This window comes from Thalassolituus sp. UBA2009, from assembly GCF_002335285.1.
Classification (GTDB): domain Bacteria; phylum Pseudomonadota; class Gammaproteobacteria; order Pseudomonadales; family Oceanobacteraceae; genus Venatoribacter; species Venatoribacter alkanivorans.
This window is the reverse complement of the sequence record NZ_DDCJ01000110.1, coordinates 1,574-20,417: the sequence shown is the minus strand read 5'-3', so window position 1 is coordinate 20,417 and position 18,844 is coordinate 1,574. Positions and strand designations below refer to the sequence as shown.

Genomic DNA, 18,844 nt, shown 5'->3' with positions numbered 1-18,844 from the left:
TGCGCATCGACGTTGTAGGTTTTTACCAGAGCAGTATAGGGAAATGACTCGAAGCTTAAGTATCCTTCTTCTCCTGATTTTCCTGCCTTCTGCCCCTCAAGGATACGGGCGGCAGTCAATGTTGACACACCCATACCATCGCCAACAAAAAGAATTACATTTTTGGCATTCGGACTTTTCTGTGCAGCTTCTAACCGCTGGTTCAGGCGAGCCTGCGCATCTTTATACCAGGCATTTTCAAGCTGACTGTTGTTTAACGGTGCGGCTTCCGCAGTCGCCGAAAGGCTCAGCAGAAGAGCCACCGGCAGTTTAAGACGTTCCAGTTTCATAGTGTGCTCCCGATTATTAATGACAGCCGGCTTATATTTAAGAAACCACCAGAATCCGGAAAGAAATGGAATTCAGCGACATCTTAAGTCCAGACAAAGACAGCATTTCACTGCTCTTATTATTTGCCCGGTTCAATACTCCGGTTTTAAAAGCGCAATCAAAGTAACTATGAGAAATGACAATAGGATGACACTCAAAAAAAACGCTGTACAAAGCCGATAACGACTTTGGATTACGGCATACTCTGGTTTTCAGGCAATAAAAAAGGAGCCGAAGCTCCTTTTTTATTCATCGCGGTTTAACGCTTACCCGTCTTTGGTCAGGCTTCGGTCGCGTTAATTTTAGCGTACCAGGTTTGCGGCCCGGTTTTATGCACCGACTCGCCTTTAGTGTCCACGGCCACGGTGACCGGCATATCTTCGACTTCAAATTCGTAGATAGCTTCCATGCCCAGGTCATCAAAGCCGACGACTTTCGCGCTCTTGATTGCCTGAGATACCAGATAAGCTGCGCCACCAACGGCCATCAGATACACCGCTTCGTTATCTTTAATGGCTTCGATGGCAATGTCGCCACGCTCAGATTTGCCGATCATACCCAGCAGACCGGTTTTTTCCAGCACGGTACGGGTGAACTTATCCATACGGGTGGCGGTCGTCGGGCCAGCCGGACCAACCACTTCTTCGCGTACCGGATCAACCGGGCCCACGTAATAGATAAAGCGGCCTTTCAGATCGACCGGCAGCTCTTCACCTTTAGCGATCATATCGACCATACGCTTATGCGCCGCATCACGGCCGGTCAGCATCTTGCCGGACAGCAATACGGTTTCACCGGTTTTCCAGTCTTTTACGTCTTCCGGAGTGATGGTGTCCAGATTCACACGGCGTACAGAGTCACCCACTTCCCAGGTGATCTGTGGCCAGTCTTCCACTTTCGGCGCTTTGAGAACTGCCGGGCCGGAACCATCCAGCACAAAGTGAGTGTGACGGGTTGCTGCACAGTTAGGAATGATCGCCACCGGCTTGTTTGCCGCGTGAGTCGGGTAATCAGCCACTTTGATGTCCAGTACCGTGGTCAGACCACCCAGACCCTGTGCACCAATGCCCAGTTTGTTCACTTTTTCGAACAGTTCCAGACGCAGTTCTTCGGCGCGGTTCTGTGCACCACGGGCCTGCAGCTCCTGAATATTGATTGGCTCCAGCAGTGCTTCTTTGGCCAGCATCATGGCTTTTTCGGCGGTACCACCGATACCAATACCCAGCATACCCGGCGGACACCAGCCAGCACCCATTTTAGGTACCTGTTCCAGTACCCAATCAACGATGGAGTCAGACGGGTTCAGCATGGCGAACTTGGATTTGGCTTCGGAGCCACCGCCCTTCGCAGCCACATGCACGTCCACGGTGTTACCCGGAACCAATTTCATATGGATGATGGCCGGTGTGTTGTCTTTGGTGTTGGCACGTTTGCCATCCGGATCAGCCAGAACAGAGGCGCGCAACACGTTGTCAGGATGGGTGTAAGCACGGCGTACGCCTTCGTTACACATATCTTCAACGCTCATATCGCCTTCGAATTTCACGTCCATACCAATGGTCAGGAATACGGTAACAATACCGGTGTCCTGACAGATCGGACGGTGGCCCATGGCACACATACGGGAGTTGATCAGAATCTGCGCCATGGCGTCTTTCGCAGCCTTGGACTCTTCGCGCTCATAGGCCGCATGCACGGCATCAATGAAGTCTTTCGGGTGATAGTACGAGATGTACTGCAGTGCATCAGCGACGCTCTGGATCAGGTCTTCTTGCTTGATCACAGTCATGACGGGTTCTCTCTCATAGGCTCGCGGGTGTAAAAACGCCCACGTCGGTGGGCGTTACAGTCGGCCTATTGTACCCCAACTACTGCCGGTCTAGAACGGCCACCATTCCTCGGCTTTAGTTCTAGGCTTGGCTTTGGCGCCGGATTCATCGACGGCACCGTCATCATCAGCGGAAGAACCATCGAAAACCTTATCGGCCATTTCTTCTTCTGCCACCGGACGCGGCTTCAGACGATCACGACCATGGTGAATCATTTTGGTTACCGGCAACTCTGACAGGGCAATACTTGGCGCCACCAGCTGTAAAGGACCATCCCCGAGAGGGATATCTTCCAGATCCGGCTTCAGCGCTGGCGGGTCAATTTCGGAATAGCGCAGGTAATACACTTTGCCTGGCTTAACATCGAGCCTGAGCTGCGCCACGCGTTTGATAACAAACTCACCAACCCCTTCCAAGCCCAACAGGCCACGGCGAATAATAATATCGTACTCACCTGGCTCCATTTCATACCAGGTGTAACCGCCGCCCTTGATATTGAACAGACGCTCACCGTCAACATTGAAACTTGGGGTTTCCAGCTCATCCATCGACCATTGGGTCGCCGGGCGGTAAACATAGATCAGGGCCGTATTTTCGTAATCCCAACGGTAACCAACGGCTTTGAAATTCTGGCCATCCGGTTCGGAGACATACGAGCCGAAGCTGTCGCCGACGGATTGATGGATGGTGCATCCGCCCAGCAGCAATGAAAGCAGCACAGAAGAAAGACCAAGTGACACGATTCTTATCATTATTATTTTCCTGCCCGTGTTGGGTAAAAGCAGTACCTGACGACATACGGCGCCCACTCTGCGATGCTGTCTGCCGGAGCCTCGTGCCCGACAAAATTTACACCACAAAACCGGCTGGCCAGTGTACATAAAAAACTCAGCTTGCTATGATGACATAATTACAAAAAATAACAAAAACAAAAGGGGTCAACTCATGGAAAGATCCTGTTACATCACCGCCTGTATTCTGCTGACACTGACTGCTGCCCACACACAGGCTGCACCAGTGAATGAATCCTATTATTCCACGGACCTGGAAGATGCGGTCGCAGATGCCAAGCGCAATCCGGTTAACAGCGAGTATGTTGGCCGCTCCTGGTATAACCGCACCACATCAAAAAGCTTCCCTCTGCCTAAATTACTCAACACCGAAATGGATGCTGAAGTGGTTGAAGGTGCGATGGGTCCGACCGCTGCAGGTGAAGCGGCCGCGCTGGAAGCTCAGCAACCTGTGCGCGATATCGCTCAGGGACGCAAAAGTAAGCAGGAAACCCTGGCCGAAGCCAAGAAAAAGCAGGACAAGCCTGACGATGAGACCGTCGTTGAACGCTCTCAGGAAATCTACGTACGCGAAGCCCGCTCAGAAAACAGCCGTGTCACAGACATCCGCGCAACCGTGACCATCAAGGCCAGTTACAAGCCCTGAGCGTAACGGAGGTGATCATGAAAACAGTGATGACGGGCCTGTCAGGTATTCTTGCTGCCACGCTGAGTTTCTGCGCGGCGGCGGTTAATCCTCATGACGAGTACTACTCAAACGATATATTCACCGCCATCGAAGAAGCCAGGCAGCGCACCCACCATTACGATTACAGTCACGCACAGCGCTATAACCGCTCAACCTCGCAAAGCATTCAGTTTTCACGACTGCTGAATAAGGAGATGGCGCAAACGATTGTCAAAACCCCTGACAGCATTGACGTCGATCCGCATACCCAGAACACTGACAATCTGGACAGCGAAACACTGACTGCCCGCGACAGCGAGAAGATGCCGGCAATAGAAACCGCTCCCCTGTCCCTGCCAACCAACGTCAGCACCGGCGCCGCATCGGTGACCATTACCGTCCGTTAAACGCTGGCTTGCGCGGCCATCAGAGACGCACGGATCTTTCCCCGCAAAGGCACTGCAAGCTGCAGCAAAATACGGTCACGTAACCACAATGCTCTGACATCATCGGCTAACAGCGGCAGCAGCTCATCCTGACAGGCCAGTACATCCTCCAGCGCATCCAGAGCCGCCAGAGAATAATCCTTTGGCCGGGCAGAGAAGATATCTGCCAACCGCCCCGCCGCAGCGACCAGCGAATGCGTATTGTCAGCGTCGGCATTAGCCATTAGCCAACCACTGAATGCCAGTGCCACGTGCACATCTTCCCAGTAACGGAAGGGCTTGTTCAGCTGCTGATGGGCATGAAGGCAACGATAAGCAGAGGTAACAGTTACATTACTGAAGTGCACCGGCGTATGGGGAACATCCGGCAGAAAGGGCTGTTCTTTACGCGCCTCCAGAGGTTCAACCCCTGCGGCATCCGCCGTTACCTGCACACACACCAGATCGTCATCGCAGACAGCAACCACATACAACAGGTCGAGTCCACGGCGGGCCAGCATGACATGGGATTTTTCGCCATTCAGGCAGGAAGTTCGCTCATCAAAACGGGTCTGCATCTGCCGCAAAGAACGTAACCCGGCTTCTGAAATACAGAATGCCGCCCAGGCGTCGGCTGCAAGTTGTGGATCGAGCTGGCGCATTGCCGCCTGATAACCACAGAAAAATGCCGTTCCCGGCGTAGCCGCACGCTGACCATGCTGCCAGGCGACTTCAACGGATGTCAGGGTACGAAAAGAAGTGGCAAGTTCACGACGCAGCAGCGCCGCATCCTGCTCAAGAGACAGACGTGGTGCCGTGGCACCACGCTGACATAAAGCGGACAGCGACATTACTGTGCGCTGCCACCCAGGGCGTTCTGGATACGATCCAGACGGATCTGAATATCCTCAATTTCCAGCTTCATATCGGCCAGGTTACCGCCAGCACCACTCTGACGCATCTTGGTCATTGCCGCTTCCAGAGACTGAATGGACTCAGTGTTCTGCGCCACCCGCAGCTCGGTTTCAGCCGGCATTGCCAGAACCTGAGCTTCGACCTTGGCAATCTTCTTCTTCATCTCGGCGAGACTGGCATCCAGTTTTTTCTGCAACGCAGCATCGTTTGCCGCCAGAGCTTTCTGCTGTTTGTCATTACTGGCTTTCAGCTCTTTATCCAGACCGGCCAGCGATCCTTTTAACGCCGTAATGGCTTTTTCATTGCTGGCGATATCAGCCTTATTGCGCTTATTCGCCACATCCCACAGCTTACGGATTTCGGCATCGTGCTCTTTGATAATCACTTTCAGAGCATCCAGCGACAGGTTGGCATTTTCACCAGTAACCGACAGCTTTTCATTCAGCACATTAATATTGGCAGCCTGACTTTTCAGCAGGGTTTCAGCGTTGGCAAACTGTCCCTGCAGAGTCTGCAGCTGCATAAACAGAAAGCCTGCCAGCCCTCCCATTCCCAGAGCGACCACCAATGCCACAACAGCCAGCGTCTGTTTCTGCGCCGGAGCTGCTGCAAGCGCTGCTGCCGATGGGCCTGCTTTTGCTGCTGCAGCACGCTGAGCGGCAATACGGCGGGCCTGCAATTGTTTCTGGCGCAGAGCAATATCTTCCTGCGATGGCTTCATATCCGGCACCAGCGGTTCTTTTTCTTTATCCATTTTTTTGCCCCCACGAAAACGTCGTCATTATTATTGCGCCCAGTATAACGGCATCTGCCGTCAGTATAAATTCTGAACGCTGTTATTCTGTTCTGGCTGTCATACGCCTTGCCAAAGGCTTATAGCATGTAACAGAGACAGTCTGTTCAATACCCCTACAAACCGCATGAATAGCACCCCAAATACAGTGGTGCTATGATTCGGGCTCTAAAGAAGTTCTGCCGGTTTAGCATTGTAATGGCCGATCCTTACAGAGCTTTGATAATCCCGCAAGATATGCAACCCGACTCAGTAATGAATGGAGAGACACCATGGCATTTGAATTACCTGCCCTGCCGTACGCAAAAGACGCACTGGAACCGCACATTTCTGCCGAAACCCTGGATTTCCACCACGGTAAGCACCACAACACCTACGTGGTTAAGCTGAATGGTCTGATCGGTGGCACTGAGTTTGAAGGCAAAACTCTGGAAGAAATCATCAAAACCTCTTCCGGTGGCGTATTCAACAACGCAGCCCAGATCTGGAACCACACTTTCTACTGGAACAGCCTGAGCCCTAACGGCGGTGGCGAGCCTACTGGCGCAGTAGCAGATGCTATCAACGCAGCATTCGGTTCTTTTGCTAATTTCCAGGCCAAGTTCAACGATATGGCTGTTAACAACTTCGGTTCAAGCTGGACCTGGCTGGTGAAAAAAGCTGACGGTACTCTGGATATTGTTAACACTTCCAACGCCGCCACTCCGATCACTGAAGGTCTGACTCCACTGATCACTGTTGACCTGTGGGAACACGCTTACTACATCGATTACCGCAATGTACGTCCTGATTACCTGAAAGGTTTCTGGGCTCTGGTTAACTGGGAATTCGCCAACGCGAACTTCGCTGCTTAATCGGCCTTTGTGGTAAAAAGAAAACCGGGTTTTTACCCGGTTTTTTTATATCCGCATATCTGTGAAAACGGTAAAACTATGAAGCTACTGCTCGCCTCCGGTTCACCCTACCGCCGCGAATTACTGACCCGCTTACGTATTCCTTTTGACTGCGCCAGCCCGGATATTGACGAAACACCATCAACAAACGAATCGCCGCAGGATTACGTCGCCCGTCTGGCGTACGAAAAAGCCCGGGCACTGGCCGCACAATATCCGCAGCACTGGATTATTGGCAGTGATCAGACCTGCGTATTGAATAACCAGATCTGCGGCAAGCCCGGCAACCACGACAACGCCGTTGCACAACTGCAACGCGCCAATGGCCAGCGCGTCAGTTTTTATACCAGTCTGTGCCTGCTGAACGGTGACAGTGGCGAATATTATTCGCTGACCGAGCCTTTCCATGTGCATTTCCGCAATCTCAGCGAGGCAGAGATCGAACGTTATGTCGCACTCGAGCAGCCTTATGACTGCGCCGGCAGTTTTAAAGTGGAAGGGCTGGGCATTAATTTATTTGAAAAACTGGAAGGCCGTGATGGCACCAGCCTGATCGGTCTGCCATTAATCGGCCTGATTGATTTAATGCGCAAAGCCGGAATCAATCCACTGGAACTTGCTCGATAATTTAAAAGAGCGATAAATAAAAAGCCCCGTAAAACGGGGCTTTTTATCGGCAACACTGCAGGTGTTGTTAATCTTTCTTACGATTACCCGGTAATCCCTGGAACAGTTTTTCCAGCTGGGCGTCAACATCTTCCCGGCCCAGTTTATCCGACAGGCTGAATTCCCAGATGCCGTTGTATTTATCTTCCGTCAGCTTACGCGCAACGCCGGTATTGTTCACAATGGTCGGACGCAGGAACACCATCAGGTTGCTCTTCACCTGTGTCACCGACTTCGATTTAAACAACCAGCCCAGCAGGGGAATATCACCCAGCAGTGGTACTTTGCTTTCCACTTCACGGATATCGTCACGGATCAGACCACCCAGTACGATGGTTTCTTCGTTCTCTGACAAAATCATAGTCTTGATAGAGCGCTTGTTAGTAATCAGGTCCGCACTGCCATCAATAGTGGTCTGCGATACCGACTCAGCCGTCGCTTCCACTTCCAGGCGAATAGCTTCGCCATTATGAATATGCGGCTTAACTTTAAGAGAAATACCGACGTCTTTACGATCAATCGTCGTAAAGGGGTTGGTGTTGCTGCTGGAAGCCGTAGAACCGGTACGGAAAGGAACGGTCTGGCCGACAATAATTTCTGCTTCCTGGTTATCCAGCGTCATGATGCTCGGCGTCGACAGCAGGTTGGTCAGACTGTTGCTGGCCAGCGCCTGCAGAATCACACCAAAATCCACTTCGCCGTTTACTTCATGATAACCACCAATGGTCAGGCCGCTGCCCAGGGCCGAAGCCGGATTGCCGGTAGCAATGCCGGTAGCAATCGTACTCAGTGACGGGCCGGAATTAGAGAAGTTGGTGCCTGCCACCGGCGCATCCAGGTTACCGGTTGCCCACTGCACGCCCAGCGCATCGGTGATATCACCGGTAACTTCGACGATGGCCGATTCAATCAGCACCTGTGCACGGCGTACATCCAGCGCCGCCACCAGCTCTTCAATTTCTTTCATCAGTGATGGCTCAGCGCGAACCACCAGTGCGTTCAGCTCTTCATCGGCATGAATACCGGCTTTTCCTTTAGCTTGCGAGGCATCTTTATCAGCGGCAGAAGACGCGTCCGACAACAGGTTTTTCAGCAGCTCAGACAGTTTTTTCGCATCGGCATACTGCAGGCGGATAACCTTGGCGCTGCCGGAGAAATACGATGGCTGATCAAGCTCTTCAATCAGTTTGCGGATACGTTCGCGGGCGCTTTTCTCACCCTTAATAATCAGACGATTGCTGCGCTCATCGGCCACCACACGGATAGAGCCGGCGGTATTTTCGTTAGCATTGGCAGCTGTCCCCTGTGATACCTTGGCCGGATCGAGGCTCTGCAGCATGGTAACCACGTTACCAACCCAGGCTTCTTTCAGCTGGATCACTTCCAGCTCTTCACTGCCGGATTTATCCAGGCGGTCAATAATTTGCTCAATACGCTGAATATTGGCGGCATGATCAGAAATAATCAGGGCGTTGGCGGATTTCACCCCGGCCAGATGACCATACTTAGCCACCAGCGGACGCAGAATCGGCACCAGATCCAGCGCCGGGGTATTTTTAATCATGATGACTTTGGTCAGCAGTTCCTGACTGTCGACTGCGACGCTTTCATCCAGATCACGTCCCTGCTGTTTAACATCGTTCTGTTGCACAATCAGAATGACATCTCCGGCCGGTACAGCCACATAGCCCTGAACCTGCAACACCGATAAAAACAGCTCGTAAACGCCTTCTTTGTTCATCGCTTCGCTGGAAAGCACGTTTACTTTGCCTTTAACCCGCGGATCAATGACAAAACTTTTGCCGGTAATATCAGCGACCTGACTGATAAAGGCACCGATATCCGCTTCCTTCAGATTAATCTGCCAGCTGTCCTGCGCGGCCTGTGTTACGGCGCTGACCAACAGCATGATGACGAATGCCCACTGCTTTAACACACTCAATATCCTTTAATTAATCTTGTGATTAACAACAAAACGGCTGTTGCCACGCTGCACTTCAATGCGCGCGTTGCCTTCACTGCTTACCTGTTGCAATAACTGCTGATCGCTTTGCGGATCACCCAGCGCCTGGCCATTAACTGACAACACGATATCACCGGGTTGCATCTGCAAGGCTGTCAGCACCGATCCGGGCTGCACACGGTATCCCTGACCTGAGCCTATGGCTTCCAGCCCCATTTCCTGCATGGCGCCTTCCGCATCTCCGGCAACCTCTTCGGTAACCATATTCATAAATTCTGACGGACTGCGAACATGCTTAAAACGCTCGCGCAAAGAACCACTGCGGTTAACCTCCGGGCGTGGCGCAGCAACCGCTCTGGCCGTGATGCCGGCGGTGGATTCTTCGTCAAATTTCAGGGTTTCCAGCTTGCCGTTAGTGTCGAGGATGACTTTATCGTCATAGACACCGGCCAGACGTGTACGTCCCTGCACCGCATCACCGATGCGGTAAAACTCTCCCTGACCACCTTTCGGCGCAATGATGGCACTGGATGCTTCATTGCTGGTGCTGCGGGTCACACCCAGCAACTGCAGTCGCAGGCGTGTATCCGGAGCATCTACCTCTTTGGCAACAGCCTCAACAGGTTGTGCGGTAACATCCCCGAACAAATGATATTGGCCTGTCCCTGCCACTGTCCCGCCGTTCTGTGCATCACCGCGGGACTGCGATGGCGCCTTCAGCAGCAGCGGTTCCGGTGCCACAATCAGCCAGGTCAGATGCGCAAGCTGCCAGGATAACAGGACGGTCAGGGCTGTCTTCCCCAGCACCAGCGTCCAGCGCTGCCAGCTCATTAACTCAGCCACCTTATCTGCCAAAACGTTCTTACTCCGTAAACGAAGCGCCCAAGGTTACAGAACCTTATGAGACACTTCAAAAATTACTGTTTCTTCTGTGGCTTCGGCTGGCCACTTCTGCCCTAACACATCCAGAAAGCGCCGGCGGATAGCGATCCCGCCCCAGCCGTCCTGCTGCATAAAGCCCTGGATTAATGCCTGGCCTTCCGTTGTTTCAATATTCAGCACGGCTTTTTCCGGTTCCATTCCCAGTGTGCCGATCAGCATTGGCATGGTTGCGCGGATAGGCTTGTTATCTACCGGGAAGCCAACCTCTCCACCGCTGTACACCAGTCGGCCGGAAACATCGGTGAATTGCCGGGTCTGCAGATTCACACTGGCCAGCAGGCGGCTCAGCTCAAACTCGCCGGCAACCGACACCCGGTTGCGGGTCAGCAGCGGCTGGATTTTATCAGCGTTGAGATAACCATCGGCACCGAGAATCTGCAATTGCTGATCCAGGCCAATGCGGGCGGCGCTCTTTAAACGCACACCATCGCCCAGCACGCTTAAATCAAAATCAGCGCGGCCAGCCAGCAGCGCCAGAGGGCTAAGCTGCCAGCGGGCATCGAGACTGCCCAGATCCCGCAGTTGCGGAACAGCAAAACGCAGACGGCCATCCCATAACGTGCCGGACACCTGCTCAATTTTTAACGGCAGACGTCCTGCCTGTGGCTCAACATAGCGCCAGACAAAATGCAGCGGTGTATTGATGACAAGAACAAAAATGAAGGTTAAAACGCCCAGCACTACAAACCAGCGGGCCGCCCAAATGGCTTTGAACATGATATTTGTTGTTATCCCTGGAAATATCAGCGGGTCATTCTACTCAACGGGGGCGCCAAATCTAAAGGAGCAATGTGACATTACTGTAAAAAAGCCGGAGATTCTTGCAGAAACTCCGGCATCAGGCGTCAATTCCGGCGCTGCGACGGGGTTATTCCACCACGCCACAGCCCAATTCAGACGTTATTCAGCTAAGGCAACACCTGCACTGCCACTCCCGTAGGTAAAGCTGGCCGATGTTATCTGCGGCTGATTGTCCCGCGCTTCGATGACAAAGCGGTATTCTCCCCCAACCACCGGGTTATACCAGCGGCTTTCGTATTCCGCCATACCGTTGTCGCTGTCATCGAGATAACGCACTTCGATATCGTAGCCATCATCGTGCACGGGTTCGCCATTGATCACCAGCTGTTGCCACTGATCACCGACTTTATGTTCAACACGCACCAGACGCTGATCAAAGGCTATCTGATCCGGGCCGAGATCCAGCCACTGTACTGCTACGTAGTTTTCTTCATTGGGCTCTTCAGCACTTACCTCATGCGGAAGCTGCAGCCACTCGCGCTTGCCGTTACTGACAACAACCTCCGGCAGGAAGTGGTTAACCTTCAGTTCATAACGCCATTCCGGTTTTAATTCCTGCACGCGGCCATTCTGCAGAAAATCCTGTGCCAGCGTACCCAGCTGTGCTGCCAGATAAGGCGTAGTGTACTGGCCATACAAGGTATGACCGCCTTCGTAATTCTGGCGGGAGTATTCTTCCGGCGTGGTGGTGTAGCCAAAATAACCGTTGGCGTTGCTGGCCACCCAGACGTATTTCACATCCTCACCGGCAGCAGCAAAAGTGTTACTGACGGCGGCCGAAATGCGACGACCGGATTCAGTCGTGGTTTCAAACGGCAGCGGCAGAACCACCATGTCATTAATGCGCAGCAGCTGGAACATCACGGTATTCGGGAAGCTGTCTTTGGGCTCCAGCAGCGGCTGCAGGAAAGAGAACCCCAGATGGCGCTTGTTACCCTGACAACCATCTTTAAAGAACCACCAGCGACGCGCCATCACATTGCCACCATGGAAGAACGGAATCGCGCTCAGCCACGGCGTTCGGCGTTCATAAGCACCGGCCGCTACGGTATTGCCTACCGCTGCGTCATGACAGATTTCTACGTCACCAGCCTTGGTATGCTCACGGATATTCAGCTCGCGCGCGGCGCTGGCCAGCTGAATATCGCTGCTCAGCTCTGAGCCCAGAGCCTCAAACAGACTGATGGCTTCACCACCGATACCCTGGCCCAGCTTTTTCGCGGCCTTCCAGTCGACATCGAAATGACCGAAGTAGTTATCACCATGCTCTTCCAGTGCCGGTGCCATATCGCCCTGAGTACCGGTGCTCAGCGCATGCACGACTGGCCAGGAGGTTTTGTAGCGGTCGCGGATTTTCCACTCAAGATCTTTCTGCGCGTAAGCAAACAGGTCTGCGTTATACACTTCAACCGGTACGCTCAGCGCCGTAGCGTGTACTGAAAAGCTGGAGAAAGCACCCAGTGGTTTATATTTCCCGTCATCATCGCGCACATCCACCCGCACCATATACAGCGATGGGTTAACAGCTTCAAATTTAGCCTGCGGGTCATCCAGATCCACCCCCTGCACATCGCTGTTCAGCACATAAGAATCAAGGGAGCGGTTACGGTTGTAGCCGTAAATGTCTTTTTTGCCGGTGGCGATTTTAGCCGGACGACGCGACTCATAAGCCTGAATAATGCCGGCACTGATACGGCTTGCGGCAAACTCCAGAAAATCCGGTTCGAGCCACTGGCCGCTGGACATATGCTTGTTATAAAAATCGTTATCAAAGAAATTCACCGGCGCCGAGTGGCTGTGGGAAGCCGTAATGGCAATATCACCCGGCTTGAGCCCGGTTTTTTCCGCCACCCGCGCGGCTACTTCATGCTGCAACAACAGCGAAGCAGCCGTCAGGTCAGTCTGCACCAGCGCCACTGACTGCCCTTTACCATCATTGATATACACCACCCGCGCCTTGATCCGGGTACGGAAGCCCTGACCACGGTTAGCCATCACCGAATAGCCACCCATCGGCATACCCGGCGGCGGCGTAATATCGACCGATACCGCACCTGCCGTCGGCACTTTTTCTGCCACGATGCTATGAGCGGAAGGTTGCTGAACAAAAATTTCCTGAGTAGCTGCGCAGCCCGTCAGCGAGACGAACACTAACAGCGAGAGAAGAACACGCATAAGAACGACCTTTATTGTTATTGTCTGGCAATTGTGTACTTTTGTACCACACCCACTTTAAGTGGTCACTATCCAAATCCGCCAGAGTCGATCGGTGGCTTATGCAGGGTACAACCCATGGCCTGAGCTGTTTCATCAGAGGAACAGTGAAATCGGTACATTTTTGATTTTTGTATCAAATTGTATCCATTATCATTCCGTTTTTGAGAACAGGACGTCCGGAGCCGTTATGCGTTTAACCCCCTTCATTCCCGCCCTGCTGGCCTTTGCCTCGGCACTCAGCATCGCTGCCCCCCGAGATATCTATGACAGCGACCACAATGGTCTGATTGAAATCGAAGACCTGCAGGATCTGAATGAGATCCGCAATAACACATCGGCCGAACACCCGGCAGAAATTCAGGGCACCCACCTGTACGGTGCCAATGGCGGTTGTCCGGCCAGCGGCTGTAATGGCTACGAGCTGACCCGCAACCTGAATTTCGATACCAACAGCAATGGCCTCTTCGATGAGGGGGATCAGTTCTGGAATGAAGGCAAAGGCTTTGAGCCGATTGGTAACTTCAATCTGAAGTTCGCCACGGAATTTCACGGTCAGGGCCATGCGTTACTCAATCTCACGATTAATCGTCCCGGCGAGTACTTCACCGGACTGTTCGGCTACCTGGAACTCGCCAGCATTCATGACCTGATACTGACCGCTGATATTAAAGGTGGTGGTAACTCCGGGGCATTGACAGGCTACGCCTGGCGCAGCCTGTTCCAGAAAATTCAGGCCGAGACAAAAGTAACGGCTACCGCCAGTGAAGTGCAAAACTGCCAACCGTTCTGCGATGCCCGTGATAACGGCGGCCTGATCGGTTCAGGTGAAGAGCTGATGATCAACTGCATTCTGCTGAAAACCACCGTCAGCGGTGAAGAGAGCAGCGGTGGTCTGGCCGGCTACCTCATCGACAGTAACCTTGATGAAGTGGGCGTACAAAGCAACGTCAGCGGCGATGAAACCATCGGTGGTCTGGTTGGCAGAATGACAGCGACCTCATCAACGAATCCGGCCATCAGCAGTACGATTAAACGCAGCTTTGTTGCGACAACGGTCAGCGGCCGCACCAAAGTAGGTGCCTTTGCCGGTGCCATACATGAAACCGATATCAGCGACAGTCTGGCCAGCGGCACCGTCAATCTTGATGATCAGATTAATGCCCGTGCCGGTGGCATTGCCGGCGCCATGGAGAGCAGTTCCCTGTTACGGGTGATCAGCACGGTACACCTGCCTGAGAACACTGCCACAAACCGCTTTATCGGTGCCCTGACCGGCGAGAGCGGTGGCATGAAGCTGACTGACGTCACAGACACCCACGCCGCCCGGGATCTGGCAAAACGTACCGAGGGCAGAGGAGATAACTCGCCGATTCCGGATCAGAACTTCGATCTGGCTCATATCCAGTGTGCCAGTGCCGCTGATGCCTGTGATGGCCTGCGGTTCAGCGGCTGGAACAACAGTAAAAACAGTGAGAATGAAGCGCTGTGGGTGTTTGGCACTCAGGAACAGGTGCCTGGGCTAAATCTCCCACAAGCAACGTTAATGGATGGCAATGCTGATGGCATTATCGACCCAGACCCAGCCGAGCCGGGCAAAAAATCCGGCTCGTCCGGTGGTGCCCTGATCTGGTTACTGGCACTGGCTGCGGTTGTTCGTCGTCGCCGTTAATTATTTCCAGGAAATCACAACTCCCTTGCTCAGACAGGCGTCAGGGCAAGGGACGCTCAGCACGTACCAGCTTCTCTTTTTCGGCCTTAGGCAGTTTCTTTACCCGCATTTCCGCCCGCAACGCATCGCCATGCGCACCCACTGAAACCTGATACACCAGCGCCAGAGGACCGCGGCCACGCAGGGCGCGCGCGGTTTTAGCGCCGTTGGCGCAATGTTCGGCAAAGCGCCGTTCAACATCGGTACTGATACCACAATAAAGCTGACCACTGGCCATACGGACCAGATACAGGCTCCAGCAGGGGGAAGAATCCGCGGGCACGTTAATCCTCAGACAGGCCGGGCCTGCACACTCTGATTTAACAGGCCCGGATAAAAAGCCGTATCATACGCAGCTCTCACCCAAACCATAAATAAGTTGTAACGCTATGCATGCTGTTTTCCGTGATCCCATCAGTGGCCTGACCCATCTGGCCGGCGCTGTTTTTGCCATTGTCGCCCTCTGTATTCTCGCCGCTCAGGCTGCCATGTACGGCGGTGTCTGGCATATGGTGTCCTTTATGATTTTTGGTGCCACGCTGCTGCTGATGTTTGCCAGCAGCACGGTGTATCACATGATCCATGCTTCAGAAGAGGTCATTCAGTGGCTGAAGCGCATCGATCATATGGCGATTTTTCTGCTGATTGCCGGCACCTATACACCGATTTGTCTGGTGCCTCTGCACGGCAGCAGCGGCTGGTGGTTATTTGGCGTGGTCTGGGGACTGGCTCTGACCGGTGTGATTCTTAAACTGGTTTGGATCAGCGCCCCACGCTGGTTCTCCACCGTCATTTATGTGCTGATGGGCTGGCTGGTGGTGTTTGTTTATCCGCTGCTCGATCAGATTCCCGCCGGTGCATTGGAATGGATTACCTACGGCGGCCTGAGCTACACCATTGGTGCGGTGGTCTACGCCACCAAATGGCCGAACCCCTGGCCGAAATGGTTTGGCTTCCACGAAATCTGGCATTTATTTGTGATTGGCGGTGGCTTCTGTCATTTCTGGGCCATTGCCTTTCATCTGGCCAAGGTACCAGTCTAAAAAGTACCGGTCTAAAGGCACCGGTTAAAAGCACCGGTTAAAAGCACGGATTAAAACCAGCCATTAAAAAAAGGCGACGTTAAAGCAACGCATGAACGATATTACCGACCCGCTGTTTATCAGCCACAGCGTCAGCATTCCCTGGTCTGACATCGATATGACCGCGATACGCGCCCAGGGCGCCGGCGGTCAGAACGTGAATAAAGTGTCCAGCGCCATTCATCTGCGTTTTAACGTTCAGGCATCCAATCTGCCGGAATTTTATAAAGAAAAACTGTTAGAACTGCGTGATCAGCGCATCACTCAGGACGGCGTTATTATTATCAAAGCGCAGCAATACCGCACTCAGGAACAGAACCGGCTGGATGCCCTGACCCGCTTACAGCAATTAATTCAGAGCGTAACCAAAGTTCAGGCCAAACGCATTGCCACCCGTCCGACCCGTTCTGCGAAAAAGAAACGGGTCGACAGCAAAACCAAACGCGGTGCGATTAAAAATATGCGCGGCAAAGTAAAGGATTACTGAGAATTACGCATGCCCATCAGAAAAACACAACGGCCAGGCAAAGGTCCCTGGGAGTTCCTGCTCAATATTGTCAGCAAAGTGCTGCTATCGATTATCGCAATTTATGCAGCATCCTGGATTATTTCCAGCCGCTGGCCAGTAATCGGCTTTGCCCTGCTGCTGGTCAGCCTGATTATTGCCCATCTGGAGCTGCTCCGGCTCGGACGCTGGCTGGATAAGAAAGCCAGCGAGCGCTTCACCCGCCCTGGTCGCTAGCAGGCATAAAGATTAAGCCCGCGCTTTGCGCACCAGATCGTAAGCGGTCTGGATTTCCTGGGTTTTTTCTTTCGCCAGTTTCATCATTTCCTCGGGTAAACCTTTGGCCACCAGCTTGTCGGGATGATGCTGACTCATTAAACGGCGATAGGCTTTTTTCAGTTCATCGTCCGTTGCCTCGGGGGTAACGCCCAGCACGGTGTAGGCATCACGCAACTGACTTTGTGGCTGCGCACCCGGCCGCGACTGCTGCTGGCGCTGACCGGCACCGCGCATCGCCGCCTGCACCCGGCCATTAATCCATTCAAACTGAAAAGCACCGATATCCAGCGCGCGGCAGATGCGGTCAAACAGACGCCGCTCTTCAATCGACAGGCGACCATCGGCATAAGCCACGCTGAGCTGAATTTCGAGAAACATCTGCGCCAGTCCGGCACGCTGGGCGAACAGCTCACGCAGCCGGTTCAGATCCGGCATTAAATCCACATCCGGGTCTTTGCCTTCGGTAAAAAACTGAATCGCATTATTACGCTGCGGCCCGGTCAGTCCCATCTGATCCATGATATGGCTGGCGGCATCAATTTCCTGCTCGCTGACCCGGCCGTCGGCCTTGGCCAGCCGTCCCATCACACGGAAAGTCGCGCGGAAGAACACCTGCTGCACCTGCGCCCGTTCGCTGCGGCTGCCGGTAGCCGACGCGGGCTCATGGCCGAGCAACACTTTCCCCAGTGTCTGATCAAACAGATGCCCGGCAAAGGCGCCGACCAGCAAACCAAAAGGGCCGCCGCTGAACAGACCAATCACCGCGCCCATGGCTTTACCAAACCAGAAATTCATAAAGCCGTCGTCCGCAGATAATCATCCAGTTCTGCCAGTCGCTGTGGCGTACCGACATCCACCCAGCGCTGACGCAAATGAGTGCCGCCCACACGGCCGGCGTCCATTGCCCGGCGCAGTAACGGTGCCAGCGGAAAAGCCCCCGCTTCCTGAGCGTCAAACAATTGTGGCCGCAACACACTCAGACCACTGAAGGTCAGGCGATCGTGGTGAATATTCCCGCCACTCAGAACCCTGCCATCACGCAGAGCAAAATCACCGGCGGGATTATGTTCCGGGTTATCCACCAGCCATAAATGCGCCAGATCATTTGCCAGTGAAACCTGCAGCGCCTGCCGGTAATCCCAGTCGGTCCAGACATCACCGTTAACCAGCAAAAACGGCTCCTGCCCTGTTGCGGTTAATAATGGCAAGGCCTGCAGAATACCGCCGCCGGTTTCCAGCGCACTGGCCTCCGGCGAATACTGAATCTGTGCACCAAAGTCAGAGCCATCGCCCAGCTGTTGCTCCAGCATATGGCCACGCCAGGCGTGATTGATCACCAGCCCGGTAATGCCGGCGGCCACCAGTTTTTCGATATGGTGAACAATCAGCGCTTTACCCGCCAGCGGCAGCAGCGGTTTGGGGCAATTATCGGTCAGCGGCGCCATCCGGGTGCCGCGACCGGCGGCAAGAATCATGGCTTTCATTCAGCGCTGCTGTCACGACGCTGGTCAGCACCCACAGCCGGCAGTTTATCCAGCTGCGGGATAAAGACCTCAGCCAGCCACTGATGGAAGGCAGCACATTCTTCATAACGGCCACTGATTTCCAGCAGGTACTGACAGGTGTTAGGAATATCCGCCAGATAACCGCTCTTACCGTCACGCAGATTCAGCCGCGCAAAAATACCGGCGGCCTTTAAATGACGCTGCATTCCCATAAAATCGAAATCGCGCTGGAACTGGTTCCATTCGCCCAGATAAATACCGCGCGGACGTGCCTGCTGCCAGTAAGAGGCTGCCAGTTCATCAACCAGCGCCGCCGGCCAGCGCACATAGCAATCGCGCAGCAGAGACACCAGGTCGTAGGTGGCCGGACCAGCCACCGCATCCTGGAAGTCAATTACACCGAGCGAACCGTCAGCGCGCAGCATCAGATTGCGTGAATGATAATCGCGGTGCACAGCCACCACCGGTTGCGCCAGCGCATTGGCTTTTAATAA

General features: G+C 53.6%; 21 protein-coding genes. 8 read left to right on the top strand and 13 right to left on the bottom strand.

Annotation, left to right across the window (positions count from 1 at the left end; all coding sequences use genetic code 11):
- The 3 genes from B3P58_RS14190 to B3P58_RS14180 all read right to left on the bottom strand — a co-directional run.
- The coding region (locus B3P58_RS14190) for an alkaline phosphatase (protein WP_286718469.1) at positions 1–329 on the bottom strand (329 nt) is incomplete at its 3' end.
- Between the two features lie 320 nt (positions 330–649).
- Positions 650–2,158: a fumarate hydratase gene (locus tag B3P58_RS14185; RefSeq protein WP_286718466.1), complete on the bottom strand. Its 1,509-nt coding sequence runs from the start codon at positions 2,156–2,158 to the stop codon at positions 650–652.
- 90 nt (positions 2,159–2,248) lie between these two features.
- Positions 2,249–2,950, bottom strand: a complete 702-nt coding sequence (locus B3P58_RS14180; protein WP_186435766.1) for a DUF2846 domain-containing protein — start codon at positions 2,948–2,950, stop codon at positions 2,249–2,251.
- A gap of 193 nt (positions 2,951–3,143) precedes the next feature.
- Between B3P58_RS14180 and B3P58_RS14175 the strand changes: the two genes are divergently transcribed.
- Together B3P58_RS14175 and B3P58_RS14170 are read left to right on the top strand one after the other, a co-directional pair.
- The gene (locus tag B3P58_RS14175) at positions 3,144–3,635 is read left to right on the top strand and encodes a hypothetical protein (protein WP_145466393.1); all 492 of its coding nucleotides are present in this window, start codon (positions 3,144–3,146) and stop codon (positions 3,633–3,635) included.
- Positions 3,636–3,652: 17 nt separating this feature from the next.
- A complete protein-coding gene (locus tag B3P58_RS14170; protein ID WP_225693073.1) occupies positions 3,653–4,063 on the top strand; it encodes a hypothetical protein in 411 nt (136 codons plus the stop codon).
- On the opposite strand, the gene B3P58_RS14165 is transcribed toward B3P58_RS14170, so the two are convergent.
- Both B3P58_RS14165 and B3P58_RS14160 read right to left on the bottom strand, forming a co-directional pair.
- Complete coding sequence (locus B3P58_RS14165; RefSeq protein WP_286718462.1) at positions 4,060–4,932, bottom strand: hypothetical protein; 873 nt, start codon at positions 4,930–4,932, stop codon at positions 4,060–4,062. The two genes, B3P58_RS14170 and B3P58_RS14165, sit on opposite strands and share 4 nt — an antisense overlap.
- Positions 4,932–5,750 carry a hypothetical protein gene (locus B3P58_RS14160; protein ID WP_286718461.1) on the bottom strand — a complete coding sequence of 273 codons (819 nt, stop codon included), beginning with the start codon at positions 5,748–5,750 and terminating at the stop codon, positions 4,932–4,934. Before B3P58_RS14160 ends, B3P58_RS14165 begins: the two co-directional genes overlap by 1 nt.
- Positions 5,751–6,061: 311 nt before the next feature.
- Here B3P58_RS14160 and sodB point away from each other — a divergent pair, with 311 nt between their 5' ends.
- Together sodB and B3P58_RS14150 are read left to right on the top strand one after the other, a co-directional pair.
- Positions 6,062–6,643, top strand: coding sequence for a superoxide dismutase [Fe] (gene sodB / locus B3P58_RS14155; RefSeq protein ID WP_286718458.1), 582 nt, complete (start codon positions 6,062–6,064; stop codon positions 6,641–6,643).
- A 78-nt stretch (positions 6,644–6,721) separates the two neighbouring features.
- Positions 6,722–7,309 (top strand): Maf family protein, encoded by a 588-nt coding sequence (locus B3P58_RS14150; protein WP_286718455.1) that lies wholly within the window; start codon positions 6,722–6,724, stop codon positions 7,307–7,309.
- Positions 7,310–7,376: 67 nt separating this feature from the next.
- Here the strand turns inward: B3P58_RS14150 and gspD are convergent, their stop codons facing one another.
- The 4 genes from gspD to B3P58_RS14130 all read right to left on the bottom strand — a co-directional run bounded on the left by gspD (position 7,377) and on the right by B3P58_RS14130 (position 13,229).
- The gene (gene gspD / locus B3P58_RS14145; RefSeq protein ID WP_145466398.1) at positions 7,377–9,284 is read right to left on the bottom strand and encodes a type II secretion system secretin GspD; all 1,908 of its coding nucleotides are present in this window, start codon (positions 9,282–9,284) and stop codon (positions 7,377–7,379) included.
- Positions 9,285–9,296: 12 nt separating this feature from the next.
- Positions 9,297–10,166, bottom strand: a complete 870-nt coding sequence (locus B3P58_RS14140; protein ID WP_286718452.1) for a type II secretion system protein N — start codon at positions 10,164–10,166, stop codon at positions 9,297–9,299.
- 33 nt (positions 10,167–10,199) lie between these two features.
- A complete protein-coding gene (gene gspN, locus B3P58_RS14135; protein ID WP_286718450.1) occupies positions 10,200–10,970 on the bottom strand; it encodes a type II secretion system protein N in 771 nt (256 codons plus the stop codon).
- A 183-nt stretch (positions 10,971–11,153) separates the two neighbouring features.
- Complete coding sequence (locus tag B3P58_RS14130) at positions 11,154–13,229, bottom strand: neutral/alkaline non-lysosomal ceramidase N-terminal domain-containing protein (RefSeq protein ID WP_286718448.1); 2,076 nt, start codon at positions 13,227–13,229, stop codon at positions 11,154–11,156.
- A gap of 229 nt (positions 13,230–13,458) precedes the next feature.
- On the opposite strand from B3P58_RS14130, the gene B3P58_RS14125 reads away from it, so the two are divergent.
- Positions 13,459–14,940 carry a hypothetical protein gene (locus tag B3P58_RS14125; protein ID WP_286718446.1) on the top strand — a complete coding sequence of 494 codons (1,482 nt, stop codon included), beginning with the start codon at positions 13,459–13,461 and terminating at the stop codon, positions 14,938–14,940.
- 40 nt (positions 14,941–14,980) lie between these two features.
- Here B3P58_RS14125 and B3P58_RS14120 read toward each other — a convergent pair whose 3' ends face one another.
- Positions 14,981–15,262 (bottom strand): GIY-YIG nuclease family protein, encoded by a 282-nt coding sequence (locus B3P58_RS14120; protein WP_286718443.1) that lies wholly within the window; start codon positions 15,260–15,262, stop codon positions 14,981–14,983.
- A 106-nt stretch (positions 15,263–15,368) separates the two neighbouring features.
- On the opposite strand from B3P58_RS14120, the gene trhA reads away from it, so the two are divergent.
- The 3 genes from trhA to B3P58_RS14105 all read left to right on the top strand — a co-directional run bounded on the left by trhA (position 15,369) and on the right by B3P58_RS14105 (position 16,803).
- Positions 15,369–16,022 carry a PAQR family membrane homeostasis protein TrhA gene (trhA, locus tag B3P58_RS14115; protein WP_145466404.1) on the top strand — a complete coding sequence of 218 codons (654 nt, stop codon included), beginning with the start codon at positions 15,369–15,371 and terminating at the stop codon, positions 16,020–16,022.
- A gap of 91 nt (positions 16,023–16,113) precedes the next feature.
- On the top strand, positions 16,114–16,548 hold the full coding sequence (arfB, locus tag B3P58_RS14110) for an alternative ribosome rescue aminoacyl-tRNA hydrolase ArfB (protein WP_286718439.1): 435 nt from the start codon (positions 16,114–16,116) through the stop codon (positions 16,546–16,548).
- 9 nt (positions 16,549–16,557) lie between these two features.
- On the top strand, positions 16,558–16,803 hold the full coding sequence (locus B3P58_RS14105; protein ID WP_286718437.1) for a hypothetical protein: 246 nt from the start codon (positions 16,558–16,560) through the stop codon (positions 16,801–16,803).
- A 12-nt stretch (positions 16,804–16,815) separates the two neighbouring features.
- Here the strand turns inward: B3P58_RS14105 and djlA are convergent, their stop codons facing one another.
- The 3 genes from djlA to B3P58_RS14090 form a co-directional block, all read right to left on the bottom strand.
- Positions 16,816–17,640 (bottom strand): co-chaperone DjlA, encoded by an 825-nt coding sequence (djlA, locus tag B3P58_RS14100; RefSeq protein ID WP_286718434.1) that lies wholly within the window; start codon positions 17,638–17,640, stop codon positions 16,816–16,818.
- Positions 17,637–18,329: an N-acetylmuramate alpha-1-phosphate uridylyltransferase MurU gene (gene murU, locus B3P58_RS14095; protein ID WP_286718432.1), complete on the bottom strand. Its 693-nt coding sequence runs from the start codon at positions 18,327–18,329 to the stop codon at positions 17,637–17,639. The genes djlA and murU overlap by 4 nt, the downstream gene beginning before the upstream one ends.
- The coding region (locus tag B3P58_RS14090) for an aminoglycoside phosphotransferase family protein (protein ID WP_286718430.1) at positions 18,326–18,844 on the bottom strand (519 nt) is incomplete at its 5' end. The genes B3P58_RS14090 and murU, both read right to left, overlap by 4 nt.